The organism is Myxococcales bacterium (genome assembly GCA_016717005.1).
GTDB lineage: Bacteria > Myxococcota_A > Polyangia > Haliangiales > Haliangiaceae > UBA2376.
In genome coordinates this window covers 1-18,597 of sequence record JADJUF010000013.1, presented here as the reverse complement: position 1 = coordinate 18,597, position 18,597 = coordinate 1, and the positions used below count along the sequence as shown (strand labels likewise).

The 18,597-nt window shown below is 75.6% G+C and carries 17 protein-coding genes; 12 read left to right on the top strand and 5 right to left on the bottom strand.

The window, feature by feature from the left end; all coding sequences use genetic code 11:
• The first annotated feature begins 215 nt into the window (after window positions 1–215).
• On the top strand, window positions 216–392 hold the full coding sequence (locus IPL61_14050) for a hypothetical protein (GenBank protein ID MBK9032409.1): 177 nt from the start codon (window positions 216–218) through the stop codon (window positions 390–392).
• Window positions 393–585: 193 nt separating this feature from the next.
• On the top strand, window positions 586–963 hold the full coding sequence (locus tag IPL61_14045; GenBank protein ID MBK9032408.1) for a hypothetical protein: 378 nt from the start codon (window positions 586–588) through the stop codon (window positions 961–963).
• Window positions 964–2,123: 1,160 nt separating this feature from the next.
• Here the strand turns inward: IPL61_14045 and IPL61_14040 are convergent.
• On the bottom strand, window positions 2,124–2,531 hold the full coding sequence (locus IPL61_14040; GenBank protein ID MBK9032407.1) for an SUMF1/EgtB/PvdO family nonheme iron enzyme: 408 nt from the start codon (window positions 2,529–2,531) through the stop codon (window positions 2,124–2,126).
• A gap of 1,863 nt (window positions 2,532–4,394) precedes the next feature.
• Between IPL61_14040 and IPL61_14035 the strand changes: the two genes are divergently transcribed.
• The 9 genes from IPL61_14035 to IPL61_13995 all read left to right on the top strand — a co-directional run bounded on the left by IPL61_14035 (window position 4,395) and on the right by IPL61_13995 (window position 11,929).
• Window positions 4,395–4,973 (top strand): ATP-binding protein, encoded by a 579-nt coding sequence (locus IPL61_14035; protein MBK9032406.1) that lies wholly within the window; start codon window positions 4,395–4,397, stop codon window positions 4,971–4,973.
• An 82-nt stretch (window positions 4,974–5,055) separates the two neighbouring features.
• Window positions 5,056–5,208 (top strand): hypothetical protein, encoded by a 153-nt coding sequence (locus IPL61_14030; protein ID MBK9032405.1) that lies wholly within the window; start codon window positions 5,056–5,058, stop codon window positions 5,206–5,208.
• Between the two features lie 715 nt (window positions 5,209–5,923).
• Complete coding sequence (locus IPL61_14025) at window positions 5,924–6,316, top strand: hypothetical protein (protein MBK9032404.1); 393 nt, start codon at window positions 5,924–5,926, stop codon at window positions 6,314–6,316.
• A gap of 2 nt (window positions 6,317–6,318) precedes the next feature.
• A complete protein-coding gene (locus tag IPL61_14020; GenBank protein MBK9032403.1) occupies window positions 6,319–6,603 on the top strand; it encodes a hypothetical protein in 285 nt (94 codons plus the stop codon).
• A gap of 149 nt (window positions 6,604–6,752) precedes the next feature.
• On the top strand, window positions 6,753–8,096 hold the full coding sequence (locus IPL61_14015) for a hypothetical protein (protein MBK9032402.1): 1,344 nt from the start codon (window positions 6,753–6,755) through the stop codon (window positions 8,094–8,096).
• Window positions 8,097–8,190: 94 nt separating this feature from the next.
• On the top strand, window positions 8,191–8,835 hold the full coding sequence (locus tag IPL61_14010; GenBank protein ID MBK9032401.1) for a hypothetical protein: 645 nt from the start codon (window positions 8,191–8,193) through the stop codon (window positions 8,833–8,835).
• 157 nt (window positions 8,836–8,992) lie between these two features.
• Entirely contained in the window at window positions 8,993–9,553 is a 561-nt protein-coding gene (locus IPL61_14005; protein ID MBK9032400.1) for a hemerythrin domain-containing protein, read from the top strand.
• Between the two features lie 227 nt (window positions 9,554–9,780).
• Window positions 9,781–10,701, top strand: coding sequence for an SDR family NAD(P)-dependent oxidoreductase (locus IPL61_14000; protein ID MBK9032399.1), 921 nt, complete (start codon window positions 9,781–9,783; stop codon window positions 10,699–10,701).
• 70 nt (window positions 10,702–10,771) lie between these two features.
• Window positions 10,772–11,929 carry a serine/threonine protein kinase gene (locus IPL61_13995; protein MBK9032398.1) on the top strand — a complete coding sequence of 386 codons (1,158 nt, stop codon included), beginning with the start codon at window positions 10,772–10,774 and terminating at the stop codon, window positions 11,927–11,929.
• A gap of 1,346 nt (window positions 11,930–13,275) precedes the next feature.
• Here the strand turns inward: IPL61_13995 and IPL61_13990 are convergent.
• From IPL61_13990 to IPL61_13975, 4 genes are all read right to left on the bottom strand, one after another.
• Window positions 13,276–14,235, bottom strand: coding sequence for a hypothetical protein (locus IPL61_13990; GenBank protein ID MBK9032397.1), 960 nt, complete (start codon window positions 14,233–14,235; stop codon window positions 13,276–13,278).
• Between the two features lie 31 nt (window positions 14,236–14,266).
• Window positions 14,267–14,848 (bottom strand): sigma-70 family RNA polymerase sigma factor, encoded by a 582-nt coding sequence (locus tag IPL61_13985; GenBank protein ID MBK9032396.1) that lies wholly within the window; start codon window positions 14,846–14,848, stop codon window positions 14,267–14,269.
• A gap of 49 nt (window positions 14,849–14,897) precedes the next feature.
• Window positions 14,898–15,503: a sigma-70 family RNA polymerase sigma factor gene (locus tag IPL61_13980; GenBank protein MBK9032395.1), complete on the bottom strand. Its 606-nt coding sequence runs from the start codon at window positions 15,501–15,503 to the stop codon at window positions 14,898–14,900.
• Window positions 15,504–16,385: 882 nt separating this feature from the next.
• Window positions 16,386–16,871, bottom strand: a complete 486-nt coding sequence (locus IPL61_13975) for a hypothetical protein (protein ID MBK9032394.1) — start codon at window positions 16,869–16,871, stop codon at window positions 16,386–16,388.
• A 599-nt stretch (window positions 16,872–17,470) separates the two neighbouring features.
• Here IPL61_13975 and IPL61_13970 point away from each other — a divergent pair.
• On the top strand, window positions 17,471–18,597 hold a 1,127-nt coding region (locus tag IPL61_13970), incomplete at its 3' end, for a hypothetical protein (protein MBK9032393.1).

The following is an 18,597-nucleotide window of genomic DNA, read 5'->3' as shown; positions in this document are numbered from 1 at the left end:
GCGAGATGCCGTCGGCCGAGGAGCTGGCGTGGATGAAGCGCTGGTGATCCCAAGGCGATCGAGAAGGCGGTCGCGGTCGAGGCCAAGCTGGCGGAGCTGGGCCCGCTGAGCGACGACGACGAGGCCGGGCGCCGACCGGCACGCTCAACGTCGACGAGCTGACCACGCCTTCGAGGCGACGATCGAGGCCGGTTTCCACTGAGTACGCGACCGCCATGGCCAAGGCCGACGCGGCGCCCGACGACGCCGCGGCCCTGACCGCCGCCGCCGCCGCCGAGAAGTTCCGTGGTGCGGTGGCGGCGCGCACGCCGGCGCTAAGAAGCGGCGCGAGCGACCGCGAGCCGAGCCAGACCCCGATCCGGGCTGTTGCCCGACGGCGCGCCGGCGCCTGAGGGCGACGAGGCGCTGGTCGATCTGAAGGACCTGCCTGAGCTTCCGACGCCGACCAGCCTCGCGCTGGCCGAGGCGATGTGGAAGCGGACTCCAAGGAGGGCTACGACCCGACCCACCAGAGCTACCTGATCCAGAAGTTCGGTCTCCTCTCGATCGTGAGCAGCTCTCGCGACGTTGCTCGAGCGCGGCGTCGTGACGGTGCTGACCAGGGCCGGCGCGAGCAAGGCGCTGCTGATGTTCGAGTCGGAGCGACTGTCTCGTGCAGCAGCTGTTCGCCGAGATGGCCAGCAGCAGGGGTGCGGCGGCCGGAAGACCATGACGACGGCGCCGGGCGCGACCTCAGCCGAGCTGGTGCAGGCGTGGCGGCAGCGCAACCAGCAGGCCGCCGACCAGGCCAAGAAGGACGCGCGGACCCAGGTTGCCTGGGCTGACGCCGCGGCCACGGCGGCGGCTTTCGGCGGCGGCGCGCGCACGGGCGTGGCGGCAGCGGTGGCAGCGGCGGCAGCGCGAGCTGCCGAGGGCGACGTCGACGAGTCGCCGACGACGCGTTCTGGGCCGACGAGCCTGTAAGCACGACGACGCCAGCTCGGCGGCGGGGCGACCGGCGACGGCCTCGACTCGGACGGCGACGGCGGGCTGTCGGCCGACGAGCCGAAGGCCGACCCCGGCCAAGGAGCCAGCCGCGGACGGTGACCACGACGCAGCACGAGGCCGACGGCGAGGCCGCGGCCGGCGGCGGTGAGGCGACCGAACCGGTCGTCGTCGACGACACTCGGCTGTGGCAGGTCCAGCGGCCCTGACGCCTCGCTGTACGTGACGTGGGATGAACGGACGGCGACGCTGGGGCCGAACGCCGCCGCGATCGCCGAGACGATCCCTGGCCAAGCTCACCCGGACGACGTCGACGGGCGAGGTCGCGACGCTCGACGGCATCGACGTGACGATCGGCGGGCGGTCAGCGGCGACGCCGGAAGCGCATCATCGAGTTCACGGTGGTCTGGACGCGACCACCCCGAGTGGTGTGCTCGATCGATCGCGTTCTCGCTTCTACGACGTGTCCGCCAAGGACGTCTTCGCGTCGGGCGGTGGCCGCAGGTCTGGCCGCGATGGACGCTCGTTCGCGTTGCGGGACGATCGAGGTCGTGCCCCGGGACAAGGCCCTCGTGATCGGCCCTCGGGCGCTCGAGGTGCTCGAGGTCAACAGCACGCGCGCAAGCTCAGTGACGGCTACCTGGTCAAGATGCACCTGAAGGCGGTGAAGGTGCCCGAGGGACGCGGATCCGGAACGCCGAGGACCGATGGCAGACGATCGCCGACGGCGATAGCTTGACGCTGGTGCCCTACGCCGGAGGCCGACGGACTGATCAGGGCGCCGCGCAGCGGAAAGCCGGGGCTCGCGGCCATCTGCCGCGAGCTCGCCGTGATGTGGCGTCCGCGGGGCTGGCCCACGACCCGCCCCGCTCGCCAGCGGCGCAGTCTTGCGCGCCGCACCACCGGATCGGCGCACGGCGCGCAGGCGGGATAGGGCTCGACGTAACAATCGGCGACGTACTCCAGGCCGCGTTGCCGGCGAGGTCATGGACGCCCCACGGGGAGCGGCCGTCACCGTGTCCGCCGGTGCCGTCGAAACGTGCCGACCGGGGCGGCCCGCTCGAAGCCGTCGGCGCACGCGGCGTCGTCACAGTTCGCGACGCCAGTCCTGAACGTCGTGCCCCAGGGGGTACGCGCGGTCACAACCGTGAGTGGGGATCGTGGCGGGCCGCGAACTCCCACTCGGCCTCGGTCGGCAAACGCAGCTTGCCGGCCCACGCGCAGTAGCGGTCCGCGCCCGCGAGCGTGCCGGAACCCCATCGGCTCTCGCGTGCCCGCCGATCACGCGAACGTGCCGTCGGTGACGGCGATCGGCGCAGTCGCCGCCGTCGTTGGCGGTGACGAAGCAGGCGCCGCCGCGAGCGGTCGGGCAGGCTTGCCGGCGGCGTTGAGGAGGTAGCGCGACCTGGGCGACGGTGACCTCGAAACTGATCGATCGTGAACGGGCGTGCAGCGCGACCTGGCGCCTGCGGGCGCGCGCGCGCGGCGGTGGGGCACGATCGTCGGGGGCGGCGCCCATCGTGAAGGTGCCGCCGGGCGATCTGCACATCGGGTTGGGATCGCGGGTCGGGCGGGGCGCGCGTAGGCGGGCGTGCAGTCGCCCTCGCCACCGGGCTTGGGGGTCGGGGGCGGCGGCGGGGTGGTCGGCTCGTCGGCGATCGCAGGTCGTTGCGTCGACGAGGGGCGGGCGCGGCCGCGTCGGCGGCGGCCGGCGGGGCGCGGCGTGTTTCCGCTGCCACCAGAGCAGAGCGTGGCGGCCGTGGCCGTGAGGGCGCGCATGGCCTGCATGCTACACCGCGGCCGGCGGGGGGTCGGCAGGGCCGCGCTGATGCGCCGACGCGTCGACGCGCGGCGCGGCGGGGATGGCGCGGACGCCGCGGCGTCCCGTCGTCTGCCCGCCGCGGCAGCGTCGGGACGCGCGTGGATCGCGGTAAGCTGCAGGCGTGCTTGGCGACGATCGTGACGGGGCCATGGCGAGCTTCGAGGCGGCGCTCGAGAGTCGTTTCCGGCTTGCGCGGCATGATCGCGATCCGGGGCGGCGTCGGGACCGACGATCCTGGGCCGTGGAGCTCGCCCCTGATCAGCGAGGCGCGCGCGGCCTACCCGTCGACCCGGATGGCGGCCTGGCGGCGCGGATCGGGCTCGAGCCGACGACGTCGCGAGCCTGTGGTTCGCGGTGGCGTGGGCGCGCGACCGCTGCTGGCGCCGCACCTGCACGTGCTCGTCGCCGAGCCCCAGCGGGAAGCGGCGTGACGCTGGTGGCGTTCGCGCGGGTCGTCGGCTGGGCGCCGGCGCGGATCCGGCCTGGCTGGCCGGCTCGGCGCCCGGGCACCCGCTGCTCCGGCACCAGCTGGTGGTGGTCAGCGTCGGCGGCGTGGACGTCGGACCGCTGACGCCGCTGCCGGTGCCCGAGCGCGTCGCAGCGCGTTCTGGCAGGTGGCGACGGCGTCGACGCCGCGCTGGCCGCCATCGGCGGTCGGGTCGGAGTCCCGTCGATGTTGATCCTGGGTGACGGCGTCGATCTGAACGCGCCGAGCGGGATCGCGCTGGCACTCGAGGAGCGACGCCCGGGTCGTCGTCGTGGTCACGGCCGGCAGCGTCGGCCGGCGCACGGTGGTCGCCGAGGCCGCCCGGCGGATCGGCGCGCGAGGTGGCCGCAGATCTCGGCGGGTCGCCAGCGGCGCCGACATCGACGAGTGCTGCACGTGCCGCGCCGCGAGGTCGCGCTGACCGGCGCGGTGCCGATGGTCGTCGGGGGCGAGACCGTCGCCGGCGACGGCCCCGAGGCCACCGCGCGCCGCGGCGCCCCGACCGCGTTCGCCGCCCAGGTCGGCGTGTCGGTGGCGATCGCACCACGGCCGGCAGCGTGGAGCTCGACGGCGCCGACGCGCGGTGCGCTACGAGGTGGCGCCTCCGGAAGCGGAGGCGCGCCTCGCGCTGTGGCGGCGGGCGCTCGCGGCCGACGACGCCGGCGTCGAGGTGTCGGAGCCGGTGCTGGCCGAGATCGCGCTGCGGTTCCGGCTGGTGCCGGGCGCGATCGAGCGAGCCTGGCGCGCCGCGCAGGTGGTGATGCACGGCCGCGGCGCCCAGGCGCCGATCGCGGCCGATCTCACCGAGGGCGTCCGGCGCTCGACGCAGGAGCGCCTGGGCGGGCTGGCCTGGGCGGTCCACGTCAAGAACGACTGGCAGGATCTGGTGCTGCCCGGGGAGACGCGCGAGGAGATCGGCGTGGTGGTGGCGCGCGCGCCACGCCTACCGAGGTCCTGGCCGGTGGGGCTTCGCGCCACGGTCAGCGGCGACGGCATCGCCGTCTTGTTCAGCGGGCCGCCCGGCACCGGCAAGACCATGGTCGCGGGCTGGTCGCGCGCGAGCTGGGCCTCGACCTGTACCGGGTCGACCTGTCGTAGGCGGTGTCGAAGTGGATCGGCGAGACCGAGGAGTCGCTGGGGCGCGTGTTCGACGCCGCCGAGACCGGGCACGTGTTGCTGCTCTTCGGCGAGGCCGACCCGCTGTTCGCCCGGCGGACCGAGGACAAGGGCGCGACCGAGCGCTCCGCCAACCTCGAGGTCAACTACCTGCTCCAGCGCATCGAGAGCTTCGCCGGCATCGCGATCCTCACGACCAACCTCGACGGCAGCATCGACGACGCGTTCCGACGACGCCTGGCCGCGCACGTCCAGTTCCCAGCGCCCGGGGATGAGGAGCGCGAGCGCCTGTGGCGGGCGCTGCTGCCAGCGGCGGCGCCGGTGGGCGCGGACTCGACGCGTCGACGCTGGCCGCGCGCTTCCCCGACTCTGCGGCGGCCACCATCCGCAACGCCACCCTGGCCGCCGGTTCCTGGCCGCGACCGAGGGCGTGGCGATCGGGCAGCGGCATCTCGAGCACGCCGCCCGCGACGTCGCGCGGTCGATGGGCCGCGTGCTGGCGGGATCCCGGACGTGACCGCGGGCGCGGACCTCGACCTACGCGGGGGCGAGGTCGGTCGATGACCGTCGCCAGCGGCGGGGCCCCGTACCGAGCGCTGGTGGTGGGCGCCGCCGCCGGGCCGGCCGGCGAGCTGGCGCGGTCGACGTGTCCGGCGCGCGCGGCGCCGACGGGGCGGCCGGCGCCGACGGCGCCGACGGCGGTCGCGGCGGGGTGCTGCTCGCCGCCAGCGACGGTCAGCGCGGCGGCGACGCGGGCGCGGCGGTCGCCGGTGAGGACGCGGGCCCGATCGGGCGGTGACGCTGGCCTTCGCCGACGGGACCTTCACCCTGCGCGGCGAGCGGCGGCGGCCTGACGGCGGCGTGGCGGCGGTCGAGCACGCGGGGTTCGTGGGCGAGCGCGGCGATCGCGCTGCGCGCGGTCGGCGGCGCCGGCGGACGTGGCGGCGATGGGGGCGCGGGCGGCGCGGGCGGGCGTGGTCGCGACGGCGCCGACGCGACCCGGCACGGCAGCGGCGGCGATGGCGGCGATGGCGGCGCGGGCGGCGGGCGGCGACGCCACCAGCGGGGGCGCCGGCGGCGCGGCGGCGCGATCGTCGTGCGGGGTGCCGCCGACGCGACCGCGGCGCTGATGCTGATCGACCACGCGGTGGCGGGCGGCGCCGGCGGCGCGCCGGGCGTCAACGGCCGTGGCGGCCAGGGCGGCGTCGGCGGCCGCGGCGGCTCGTCGTACTCGTGGACCGAGACCGACTCGTCGACCGACGCCAACGGCCAGACCCGGATCGACACCACCCACCACACTCGAACCCAGCCGGGCGCGACGGGCACGACGGGGCGGCGGGGCGGGGCGGCGACGCGCGGGTGCAGCGTGGCGCCGACGCGGCGCCGGGCCAGCGACGATCGAGGTCGACGACGGCGGCGGTGTACGCGTCGCGCTACGACCTGCGGCTGCGCGGGTTCCGCCACGTCGACGGCAGCGGCGGAACGGCACCTACGAGCCCGGCGATCAGGTGCGGGTGACCGGGCTCGAGGTCGTCAACGTCGGCGGCATGCCGACGCCGATGACCAGCCCGCTCACGCTCGCCCTCGCCCAGACCGACTGGCTCGCGCCCGCCGACGGCCACCTCGTGTGTCCGCCGGGCCTGCCGGCCGACGCGGTCGCGCGGGTCGACGGCGAGCTGATCGCGACGATCCGCGATCACACGCCGACCGAGCCGGGGGAGCCGCTGGCGGCGTCGACGACGATCGTGCACCGCGCCGAGCTGCCCGAGGTCCGGCGCGGGTTCGACGACTACCAGGACGCGTCGGCGCGCGCCCTCGGCGCGATCGTCATCCGGCACCCGGTGACGCTGTCGGCGCCGCGGCACCTGCGGTCGCTGGCGCCGGGCGAGGCCACGCGCTGCGGCTGACCGTGACCAACCGCTCGACGGTGGCGCTGGGCGCGGGCGCCGCGGCGCCGCGGGCGCTGCAGGTGCGGATCGCCCGGGCCGACGACGCGGGGCTGGCGGGGCGCCACGCGACGATCACCGGCGACGGCCGGTCAGGCGCCGCCACCGAGGCCTGGGTCCTCCCGATCGACCTGCTGGCGCCGGGCGAGGCGCGCGAGGTCGAGGCCGAGCTGCGCGTGACCGCCGACGCGCCCGAGTACCAGGCGCTCACGCTGACGATCGCGCTCGAGCTCCGGGCCGCTCGCTGACCCAGCGACGCCGCGGCCGGTGCAGCTCCGGGCGGTGACCGTGCGCGTGGCCCGGGCGTTCGTGACCGAGGACGCCGACGTCGTGCTGGTCGTCAGCCACCAGACCTCGGCCGAGGACGTGGCGCGGTGGGGAGGCGACCGCGCACGGCGTGATGGCGCGCCTGGCGCTGTGGGACGTCTCGCGCGAGGGCCACCTCGATCTCGAGCGGCCGCTGGCGGGCGGCGGCACGCTGGCGGAGCTGTTCGCCGGCAAGGCGATCGTGATCCTCGATCGACCGTTCGATGGGCCCGGCGGGCCGATCTCGCCGCGCGACCTCCTCGATCCCGACCAGGCGCTGCGCGCCGCCGCCACCGGGCTCGACCTGGCGCTCATCGGCGACGGGCCCGGGCTGCGCGACCTGTTGACCCCATCGCCGACGGCGACCGGCACCGCCACCGACGTCGCCGACGATCGCGCCGCCGCGCTCGGCGTGGTCGCCCGCGGGCGGCGCGCGCTCGTGCCGGTGTTCCGGCGCTTCCCGCTCCTGCGCTGGCGGCGGCCCACCGCGGCCTGGCTGAGCGCGCAGGCCGAGCGCCTGAGCGCCGCGCTGGCCCAGGCGCTGCCGACGCAGCGCCACCTGGTGATCCATCGGTTCGAGCCCGAGCGCGTCGCCGGCGGCTGGCGCGGCGCGCTGTGGCGGGTCGGCACGCTCGAGACGGTGCGCACGCTCGACGCCGACGCCGGCGCGATGGTCCACGCCGCCGGCACGCCCAGCACCGGCGAGGCGACGCTGGCGATGCTGGTGGCGCTCGACTTCGACCAGCAGCTCGAGCGCCTGCGCTGGACCCTGGCCGACCCCGGCGCGACCCTCGGCGCGCTGACCGCGATCGTCGACGCGCTGGTGATCGACGTCGCCAGCGAGCTCGAGGTGATCAACCGCCCGGGCCGCCGGCGCGGCGCCAGCGCGGACGACCTGGCGGCGGCGCTGCCGCGGCTGCACGCGCTCGGGCACGGCGTCGGTACGACCGCGCTCGACACGCCGGGCGGCGTGGCCGTGGTCGACCTGGCCAGCCGGATCGCGTCGTTCGCGGCGAGCCAGGTCGACTGGCTCGATCGCCTGCCGCCGTGGCGCTGGTGGCGGCGCGCGCCCGCGACCGCGCGCCTGGCGACGGCGGCGCTCGAGGCGCTGGTCGCGTCGGTGTTCGCGCCCGACGAGCAGGCGGCCGCCCGCGCGGCCATCGCGGCCCGCGTCGCCGCGCACCGCCAGGCGTACCGGGTCGCCCGGCGCGGTCTGGGCGGCGCGGGGCGGCGCGCCTACGGCCTGCGCGCGGCGCTGGCGCCGCTGGCCAGCGACGTGGTCACCGCCGACATCGAGCTCCTCACCTCGGCCGCCGAGCGCGTGGTCACCGGCGACGCCTACGACGACGTGCTGGCCGAGCGCGAGGCCGCCGCGGCGCGTCGGGCCCGCGTGGTCGACGCGCTCGCGGCCGAACGCGCCGCGCTGGGCGCGTGACCGCGGCGTCCTGGGCGCCGGGACCGTGGCGGTGGTGTACCGTCGGCGCCATGGGCCGCTGGCTCGCTCCGATCCTGGTCGCGGCGCTGGCCGCGTGCGGGCGCGTCGGCTACGACGCCGTGGCCGACGGTGGCGGCGGCGACGACGCCCTGACCGAGGACGCTCCGGACGGCTCCAGCCGATCCACCAGTACCACCTCGACGGCGACTACCAGGACGACTACGGCGGGCCGGCGCTGACGCCGGCCGGCGGCACGTTCACCGCCGGCGGCTATCAGTTCGGCCCGAACCAGGGGCTGTCGGTCTCGGGCGCGATGCCCGACCGGGTCTACACCGTCGATCTGGTGTTCGCGTTCGACACGCTGTCGGGCTGGCACAAGATCCTCGACTTCAAGGACCTGGTCACCGACGAGGGCTACTACACCTACGGCGACCTCGCGCAGTTCGTCGTGGTCGCCGGCTCGTCGTTCGCCGACGGCCCACCCGGGCTGATCGCGGGCACGACCTACCAGATGACGCTGAGCCGCGACGCCGCCGCGACGGTGACCGCCTACGTCGACGGCGCCCAGGTGTTCCAGTTCGTCGACGCCGCCGAGGTCGCGACCTTGGTCGCGCCCGGCGGCCCGGCCCACTTCTTCATCGACGACAACGCCACCGGCCAGGGCGAGGCCGCGGCCGGCACGGTCCGGCGCATCCGCATCTTCGACGTCGCGGCCACGCCCTCGGACCTGCCGCCCTGAGCGCGGGCGCGGCGACCACCGCGGTCGGGCCCGGTCGGTGCATCGGCTGACGCAGCCGTTCCGGCCGCGCCGCGCGACCGCTCGGCTGACCGTGTGAGACCCGGCCGCTGCGCCGCGGGTTGCGTGGCCCGAACTCGTGGTTACGGTCTCCGATCTGATGAGCTGCATGCCCCCCCACGTGGCGCGCGCCGAGTGGTCGTCGCACCCGCACTTCCCGTCGCAGGTGCTGTTGCTGGGCTCGCACGAGAACTTCCGGCGCGTGAGCCGAGAGGTCGCGGCGCTCGCGGCGCGCCCCGCCGACACGGCCATCGCCGAGCAGCTCTTTCTCCGCTGGATGAGCGCGATGCGCAGCCACGAGGCCTACGAGGAGCACAAGCTCTACCCCTTCCTCGCGCGGCGCGCGTGCGTCGACACCCGCCCTGCCGAGCGAGGCCACGCGGCGCTCCACGAGGCCGAGCGGGAGGTGCGCGCCTGCTTCGACCGCTGCCGCACGTCGTCGCGCGCGCGCGACGCGGGGCACGAGGCGGCCCGCGCGGCGCTGGGCGCGGCGTTGCGCGACCACGACCGGCTGCTCGACGCGCACCTGCGGCTCGAGGAGGAGCTGGTGATCCCCGCGCTCCTGGCGCTCTCGCCCGCCGAGTTCGACGACTACTACCACTCGCCCATCGGCGACCTGCTCGCGCGGATCCCGGCGCGCGCGGGCGCCAGCTGCTCATGACCGAGCCGCTGCCGACCTGGGCCGAGCTCGGCCGCCAGGGAGGGCCCCCCGCGGTGACCCCCCCTCCCCCTCAGCGCCCCGCCCCCCCGCCGCGGCCGTGGGCGGGCGGCCGTCGCCCGCCCCCCTCGGCGCCCCTTCGCGTGACCTGCCCCCGGCCTTGGTCCGCGGGCCGTCGTCGGGCTGGTAGCGCCTGCGGCGGAGCCGGACCGGGTCTGCTAGACCAGCGCATGGGTCTCATCGCCTCGCTGACACCTCGAGGCCGCAGCGGCTTCGGCGCCGCCTCTACCGCCGAGCAGGTCACGGCCGGCCGCGACCTGGCGGGCAAGACCTTCCTGCTGACCGGCGCCACCTCGGGCATCGGGCTCGAGACGCTGCGGGTGCTCCACCTGCGGGGCGCGCGCGTGCTCGCGGCGGCCCGGACCGTCGACAAGGCCCGGGCCGCGATCGCGGCCTGCGCGCCCGGGGCGGTGCCGGTCGCGTGCGAGCTGTCGGAGCCCGCGAGCGTGCGCGCCTGCGTCGAGGCGGTGCGGCGCGACGGCGGTGCGCTGGCGGGGATCATCGCCAACGCCGGGATCATGGCGCTGCCCACGCTGACGGTCCGGCACGGGCTCGAGCTCCAGTTCCTGACCAACCACCTCGGCCACTTCATGCTGATCACCGGCCTGCTCGACCAGCTGGCCCCTGACGGGCGGGTGGTCGTGGTGTCGAGCACCGCGCACCGCCGGGCGCCGCGCGCGGGCATCGACTTTGACAACCTCGCCGGCGAGCGCGGCTACACCCCGTGGGGCGCCTACGGCCGCTCGAAGCTCGCCAACCTGCTCTTCGCCAAGGAGCTCGCGCGGCGGCTCGGCGGCTCCGGACGCACGGCCAACGCGATCCATCCCGGTGTCATCGCGACCAACCTGACCCGGAGCATGGGCGCGGCCGTCGGCGCGCTCTGGGGCGTCGTGTCCCCTGTGCTGCTCAAGTCGATCCCGCAGGGCGCGGCGACGCAGTGCTACGTCGCGTGCCACCCGGCGGTCGCCGGCGTGTCGGGCGCCTACTTCCGCAACTGCAACGTCGCCAGGCCGAGCGCGCTCGGCGAGGACCCGGCGCTGGCGGCCCGCCTCTGGGCCGAGAGCGAGCGGCTCGTGGCCCAGCTGGGGTGAGCGGACGGTCGCGGCGCGGCCGAGGGTCGGCGATAGCGTCGGCGGCGCGGGGACGGTAGGCTTTCGCGGCGTGGAAGCAGATCGGGCCCAGCGGGGCGAGGGCGAGCGGCGGGACCGCGACGCGGACGGGCTCGGCGCGCGGGTCGAGGACGCGCGCCCGGAGGTCGATCCGTTCGTCGCGCGGGTCATGGCCGCGAACGCGGCGCGGGCGCTGTTCGGCGGCGAGCGCGTGGTCCGCGTTGGGCGGTACGCGCTGCGGCGGGTGCTGGGCGCGGGCGGCGGCGGTTCGGTGTTCGTGGCCCACGACCCCGAGCTCGACCGCGAGATCGCGATCAAGCTGATCGTCGCGCCGACGCCGCCGCAGCGGACCCGGGCGCTGGCCGAGGGCCAGGCGCTGGCCCGGCTCGCCCACCCGAACGTGGTGGCGGTGTTCGACGTCGGCAGCGTCGATGACCGGGTGTACCTGGCGATGGAGCTGGTGCGCGGCACGTCGCTGCGCGCGTACGCGAGCACGGCCAGCGCGCGCGAGGTGATCGTGGCCTACCGCCAGGCGGGCGAGGGGCTGGTCGCGGCCCACGCGCGCGGCCTGGTCCACGGCGACTTCAAGCCTGACAACGCGGTCATCGGCGCCGACGGCCGGGTCCGCGTCGTCGATTTCGGCCTGGCCGGCGCGGTCGGCGCCGACGTCTCGGGCGGGACGCCGCAGTACATGGCGCCGGAGCTGCGCGCCGACACGCCGGCGGCGCCGACCCACGATCAGTACGCGTTCGCGGTGGCGCTGGGCGAGTCGCTGCGCGCGGCCGGGCAGGCCCCGCTGCCGCGGTGGCTCGCGGCGATCGTCGCCCGCGGGAGCGCGACCGAGGTCGACGCGCGCTTTCCGACGATGGCGGCGATGGTCGCGGCGCTGGCCAACGACCCACGCCGACGCTGGCGGCGCCGGGCGCTGATCGCGACCCCGCTGGTGATCGGCGGCTGGCCTTCGCGATCGGTCGCGGCGGCGCGACCGTGGCTCAGCCGGCGTGCGATGGCGGCGCGCGGGCGCTCGCGCCGGCGTGGAGCGAGGGCCGCGCCGCCGAGGTCGATGCGCACCTGCGCGGCCTGGGCACGCCGTTCGCGGCGGTCGCGGCGGCGCCGGGCCGCGAGGCCCTCGCGCTGTACGGGCGCCACTGGGCCGGCGCCTACGACGCCGCGTGCCGGGCCGCGCCCCGGGGCCCGTCGACACGGCTAGCCGATCGCCGCGCCGCGTGCCTGGGCCACGCCCGCAACCAGCTGGCCGCGACCGTCGACGTCGTGCTCGCGACCGACGGATCCCACCTGGCCGACGCGCTGCGCGCGGTGCAGGAGCTGCCCGATCTGGCGCGCTGCGACGATCCGGCCGCGCTGCTGACCGACATCGAGGAGCCGACGCCGGCACAGCGCCCGACCGTCGGCGCGTTGACCGCCACGCTCGACCGCGCCCGCGCCGAGGTCGAGGCGGCCACGCCCGACGCCCCCGCGATCACCCAGGGCGTCGTCGACGAGGCTCGACTGCTCGGCTACCGGCCGCTGCTGGCGGCGGCGCTGCTGCTCCACGGCCGCGCCCTGCTGGGCACCGACCAGCCGACCGCCGCGACCGCGCCGCTCACCGAGGCGGTCGATCTGGCGATCCCGGCCGGCGACGACGACACCGCGGTCGAGGCCTACGCGCGTCTGCTGCTCGCGCTGCCGAGCGACGCCCACGACGTCGGGATGGCCGGCGCGCGGCCGCTGCAGGGGCTGGCCGCGCGCCTCGAGCGGCGCGATCCGTTCGCCGTTGCGCTGCTCTACAACCACATCGGCGTGGTCGAGCACCGCGGCGGCGACGTCGCGGCGGCGCGCGCGGCGTGGACCCGCGCGCTGGAGCTCGCGCGCGCGGTCGATGGCGCCGGCGCGGTCGAGCTCGCCTGGGTGCGCTCGAACCTGGCGCTGGTGACCGACGACCCCGCGGCCCGCGCGCGCCTGCACGACGAGGCCGAGGCGGTTGTCCGTCAGCGCCTCGGCGCCGATCATCCGCTGACCCTCGAGCTCGCGCTGGCCAGCGCCTTCGCCGAGCCGACCACCGAGGCGACGCGCCAGCGCCTGCGCGGCCCGTGTACACGGCTCGCGACCATCCATCCCGAGCGCGGTGGCCGGGTGGTCGAGTGCGCCTACGAGCTGGCGATCCTGGATCTCGCGGCCGGCGCGCCTGCGGACGCGGCGACGAGCGTCGCGCTGGTGCTGAGCCCGACGCTGATCGGCGAGCTCGACACGACCCGCGTGGCGATCGCGCGGGCTTACGCCGCGCTCCTCGTCGGCGACGCGCCTACGGCGACCGCCGGGTTCACCGCGCTGGCGGCGCAGCGGCGCCCGACCGCGACGACCCTGTGGTTCGCGCTCTTGCCGGCCGCTGACATCGAGCTCGGCCTGGCGGCGTGCGCGCGGGCCCGGGGCGATCGGCTGGGCGCGCGGGCGGCCGCGTCCCGCGCGGTCGGGTATCTTGAGCGCGCGGCCGCCAGCTCGTCAGCGCCCGCGGTCACGCGGCGGCTGGTGTGGGCGCGGGCCGCTGGCGACTGACCCTCAGGGCACGTAGGTGGTGAACGCGCTGCTCGGGTCGCCGGCGCCGTTGCACTTGGGGATGTCGCACGCCAGGTCGTCGCGGGAGATCACGCGCGGCTCGTCGACGCAGGTAGCGCCGCTCTCGGTCCAGACCGCCTCCACCACATAGTACGACGGCCGCCAAAGCCACCCGCCCGCATTGGTCCAGTCGACGTCGGCGCCGGGCTTGGTGTTGGAGTCCCCCGTGCCGCAGTAGTCGGCGACGATCGATCGGAGTCCGGCGGTGCGCTGGCCGGACGTGGTCACGAAGCCCGGCGCCGACGCGGCCTCGACGTGCCGGAACAGCGCCAGCTTCCACAGCGCGTCGTCCTTGCACGCGATGTTGACCCACGGCCCGGCGGCGGCACCGGTGGCGATCACCGCGCCGGTGACCGGGTCGTAGCGATCGCCCTGGTACACCAGGGAGTCGCGCGCGACCGTGCTGAGCTCGTTGGTGCCGCACAGGTCCTCCAGCGGCCCCATGTCGCCGTCGACGACCTCGCGGTAGCTGATGCGGTAGGTCGGGAGCACCGTGCCGTCGTCGCCGCCCTCGAAGTAATGGACCGGGGTGCCGGCGGCGATCGACAGCTGGTAGGTGGTGGTGCTGCCCTTGAGCTCGAGGTCGATCGTGGCGCCGACCAGGCTGACCGCCGGACCGCCGCCGAACGGCTTGCCCAGCAGCTGGAAGCCATCGACATCGACGCCGTACTGCACGCCGCCCATCGAGACGCTGGTGATCCGCAGGCCGTTGGTCGAGTAGTCCGTGCCGGACTCATCGACCTCCCAGAACGGATACGCGCCGACGTACGGGGTGTTGCCGCAGATGAGCACGGGGCAGTCGTCGCCGCCTAGTGCCGAGTTGCTCACAGTGCCCACGGCGGGCGCGTCGACGGCGCAGGCGGCGAGCGGCAGCGCCGCGGCCAGGGAGAGGATGTGCTTCATGGGCCTGATAGAGTGGCCACCGACGCAGGTGTTACGGGCGATCGGCGGCGGCCGCGCCGGCCTGCGCCAGGACCTCGTCGGGCGCCCCGACGCCCAGCCGATCGCGCAGGGCCTCGCGCGCTCGGTGCAGCCGGACCCGGACCGCGCCCGCTGTGATCCCGAAGACTTCGGCCAGCGCTGGGCCGTCGAGGCCCTCCCAGTAGCAGAGCTCGAGCAGGGTCTGCTGCTCGACCGAGAGCTCGCGCATGGCCGCCAGCACGCGGCGGTTGTCGTCGCTGCGGGCCAGCCGGGTCGCCGGCGTGGTGACGAGATCGGCCACCGAGGTGACCGAGAAGTCGAGCCGCGTCGCGTCCCGCCGCGCCCGCTGGAGGTGGTGGTACAGCTCGTTGCGGGCCACGGTGAACAGGTAGGTCCGGAACGTCGACTCGGCGCGAAACTGATCCCGGGCCTGGACGCAGCCCAGGAGCGTCCGCTGGACCAGATCGTCGGCGTCCGCGGGGCACTTCGTGGTGAAGAAGCGCGCCAGGCTCGGCAGGTGCCGGGCGAACAGCGCCTCGCCGGCGGCGCCGTCCCCATCCCGCCAGCGCAGCAGCAGCGCGAGGTCCGGATCCACCCCGCGATGCTAGCCCAGAACCTGGCGCGCCGGGGCGCGGGGCCGCGCCTCAGCCGTCGGTGGCCGACGCGGGCGACACCAGGCGGAGGCCGGCCTCGACCGGGCCGAGCGCCGCGTCGGCGAGGCTCCTCGCCGGCATCGCCTCGAGCACCGCGCGCAGGGCGGCGCGCGCCCGGTGCAGGCGGACCCGGATCGTGCCGACCTCGGCCTGGAAGACCTCGGCCAGGTCGGCGGCGTCGAGCTCCTCCCAGTAGTGCAGCTCGAGCAGCGTCTGCTGCTCGACCGACAGCTGGCGCAGCGCCGCCAGGATCTGGAGCCGATCCTGGCGTCGCGCCAGGTTCGACCCGGGCGTCGTGATCAGCTCGGCGATCGACGAGTGCTCGGGATCGAGGCGCTGATCGCGCCGGACGACGCGCAGGTGGTGCAAGAGGGTGTTGCGCGCGATCGCGAACAGGTAGGTCCGGAAGCTCGACTGCTTGCGGAAGTGCTCGACCGCGCGCACGCACGCGAGGAACGTCGCCTGGACCAGCTCGTCGGGCTCGTTGGTCTTGTTCGTGAAGAACCGGCGCAGGCCCTCGAAGTGGGCCGCGAACAGCTGCTCGCCGGCCTCGGCGTCACCGGCCCGCCAGCGATCGAGCAGATCGTCGTCGCTCATCGCGACGCCCGGCGCGTGTCCCGGCCATGGTCAGCGGCGGCGCCGGCGCGCGCCGCGGAGGTGATCTGATCCGATCTGGAGGGTGCGCGGGCGGCGCGACGGCGGGGTGGGTGCGGGGCATGGGTCCCTGGGTAGTGTCGGCAGCGCGCCGATCGTTACCGGCGCGCCGCCACAATCGTGGCGCCGGCGCCGACCATCGCCGGTCGCGGCCGACCGAGCGCGAGCGTGCGCGGCCGATCGCGTAACGCCTCTGGGCGCAGTCGGAACGATCACTCCGAACCCAGGCCGGCGCCGCCTCGCGAGGTCGCGTGCAGCGCTCGCCTCACCGTGGAGTCAGATCATGTCTCACCGTTTCCACCCCTGGTCCGTCGCGCTCGCGCTCGGCGCGCTCGTCGCCGCCTGCACCGTCGACGAGTCCCCGACGCCCCCGACCGAGGCGGCGCCGCTGATCGGCGTCACCGAAGGCGTGCTCGCCGGCCTCGACAGCGGCAGCGACCAGGAGCTCGGTGCGCTCGCCGCGCAGCTCGCCGCCGAGCTGGCCGCGCACCCGCCGGCCGCCGCCGGCCTCGGGCAGCTGACTCCGGCCCAGCAGGATCTGCTGGCGACGCTCACCACCAAGACCGCCACGGCGCTGACCACGCCGGTGAAGTCGGGGCCCGACGCGCCGTCCCCCGGCACCAGGCTCGAGCAGGTCGGGTTGCGGTCCGAGGTCACCATCGGCGTGCCCGCGTGCTCGGCCAACGCTCAGGTGGCATCGCCCCACTGCGTCGGTGACGGCCCGGACGGCAACTGGCTCGAGACCCGATCGACCAACTTCGTGACCATCAAGAAGGCCCAGTACGGCAGCTCGTTTCCGGCGCCGCTGGAGAAGCCGCTGGCGGGCTACCGCGTGCCGCAGGGCGTCCAGCTCGCCAGCTCGTTCGTCACCGATCTCGACGCCACCGAGGCGATCGTGTACGTCTCGGCCGAGGCCGCGGTCAGCCACAAGGGCGAGTCGCTGTACCTGCGCGCGCTGGTCGACGGCGCGCCGGCGCGGCCCGGGCAGGTGGTGTTCACCCAGGACACCCGGGCCCAGACCCACGCGCACGCCTTCGTCGTCGAGCTGCCGGCCCGCGGCATCCACACCGTCGAGATCCAGTGGCGGGTCGACGGCGGCGCGCTCGCGCTGATGCGCGACGCCAGCGTCTTCGTCCAGACCGGCTCGGCCAGCCCGTTCGCCAACGGCTCGGTGCACGGGATCGCGCGGACGGTCGACCTGCCGACGCTGGTCAACCCCGGGGCCTGGCAGCTGGTCCCCGACGCCACCGCGCTGGTGTACGCGCCGCCGGGGGCGCCGGTGGTCGCGTCGTTCAGCACCGACGTGCGCATGCTGGCCGCGGGCAACGTCTTCGTCCGGGCCAAGCTCGACGGCGACGCGACCGCGTTCGGCCCCGGCGACACGGTGCTGGCCAGCAACACCTACGTCGAGTCGCACACCGCGCGGTTCGTCAGCGCGCGCACCATCGAGCCCGGCTGGCACCTGGTCCAGATCGAGGCGACCACCGGCGGCGAGGCGACCGCGATCATCGGGCGCCGATCGCTCGCGCTGACGGCCCACCCCACGTTCGGCGTGGCGCGGCCCAGCCACAAGGTGGTCGTCCCGCCGAGCGGGCCGCCGATCGCGCACTCGCCCGCGCCGGGGTTCGAGGCGATGCCGGGGATGAGAGCGACGCTGGTGGTGCCGCCGACCGGCAACGGCGAGGTGGCGGTCTCGCTCAGCGCCGAGCTCTACGACACCGGCGCCGCCTCGGTCCTGGTCGGGCTGTCGATCGACGGCGGCCCGGTCGATCCGGACACGGTCGTCGACCTGGCCGACATCGCGACTGGGCCGCAGACCCAGAGCCACGTCTTCGTCGTCAAGCACCTCACGGCCGGCACCCACACGGTCGCGCTCCAGTGGTCTGCGCCGGCGGCCGGGGTCGGGCTCGGTGACCGGGCTGGTGGCCACGGCCGAGAGCGGCCGCGTCCCCGACGTGGCCGAGCCGCTGCGCCTCAACGGCGTCGCCGGCGACGACGACGTCACCGTGCAGACGATCGAGCCGCTGGTGGGGCAGCGTCCGGTGCTGGTCATCCTCGGGTCGGCGGTGCTCCACGCCATCCCGGCCGAGCGGGCCCGGGCCGCGGTGTTCGGGTACGGCGACGGCGAGGTCGTCCCGCCGGGGTACGCGGACTTCGTGACCAGCAACGCGCGACGGTACTTCCGAGAGGTCTCACACGACCGGTTCGAGATCACGCCCGCGGCGACGCTCGGCTGGTTCCCGCTGACCAAGGCCGCGCTCGTGCTGCAGGCGGCCGGCGTGCCCGACACCGAGACCTACTACTGGCAGTACGACGTGTCGTGCGGGCACGCCAACGTCGGGCTCCACCAGGGCTTCAAGAGCGGGCACTCCGAGCGCATGCACGACATGGTGCAGGCGGCCGTCGACGCTGGCTTCGACTTCGCCAGCTACGATCGCGACGGGTCCGGCGTGCTCGAGCCCAACGAGCTCGGCATCCTGCTGATCCATCCGCCGGCCGGGTCGGGGAACGGCTCGGAGGCTGGGGTCCGGACCCTGTTCGCGCAGCAGTGCGCCGGTGGCGCCGACGCGCCCCAGGCGATGCAGGCCGGTGGCGTCGAGCTGCCGACGACGATCGTCGAGTACTTCGCCGACTTTGATGACGCCACCGAGCCATTCCAGTTCAGCACCGTCGACCACGAGCTCCTGCACCTGTTCGCGGGGCTGGGCGACCTGTACCAGGACGACGCGCAGGGCGATCCGTTCACCCACGTCGCCAGCGTCGACGAGCTCTCGCTGATGGGGCGGAATCGCAAGACCACCTCGATCCTCGACGCGGTCCACCGGATCGCGCTGGGCTGGGCCACGCCGCGCACCCTGGCCGCCGCCGGGCAGTACGCGCTGCTCGACGCCCAGGCCGGCGACGTCGTCGGTGTCTTGCCCCGGTTCAACCACGAGGCGTTCGACGAGTACCTGGTGATCGAGAACCGGCGCAAGCACGACGACCTGACCGGCTACTGGTTCGATCAGTTCGCCGCCGTGAGCGACGCGCAGCGGCG

Excerpts from the sequence above, each read along its gene's own strand:
- IPL61_13990 (MBK9032397.1), bottom strand. The coding sequence starts at position 14,235 with ATGAAGCACATCCTCTCCCTGGCCGCGGCGCTGCCGCTCGCCGCCTGC.
- IPL61_14005 (MBK9032400.1), top strand. The coding sequence starts at position 8,993 with ATGAGCTGCATGCCCCCCCACGTGGCGCGCGCCGAGTGGTCGTCGCAC.
- IPL61_13980 (MBK9032395.1), bottom strand. The coding sequence starts at position 15,503 with ATGAGCGACGACGATCTGCTCGATCGCTGGCGGGCCGGTGACGCCGAG.
- IPL61_13975 (MBK9032394.1), bottom strand. The coding sequence starts at position 16,871 with ATGCGCACGTCGGTGCTGAACGACGCGACCACCGGCGCCCCCGGCGGC.
- IPL61_14000 (MBK9032399.1), top strand. The coding sequence starts at position 9,781 with ATGGGTCTCATCGCCTCGCTGACACCTCGAGGCCGCAGCGGCTTCGGC.
- IPL61_14050 (MBK9032409.1), top strand. The coding sequence starts at position 216 with ATGGCCAAGGCCGACGCGGCGCCCGACGACGCCGCGGCCCTGACCGCC.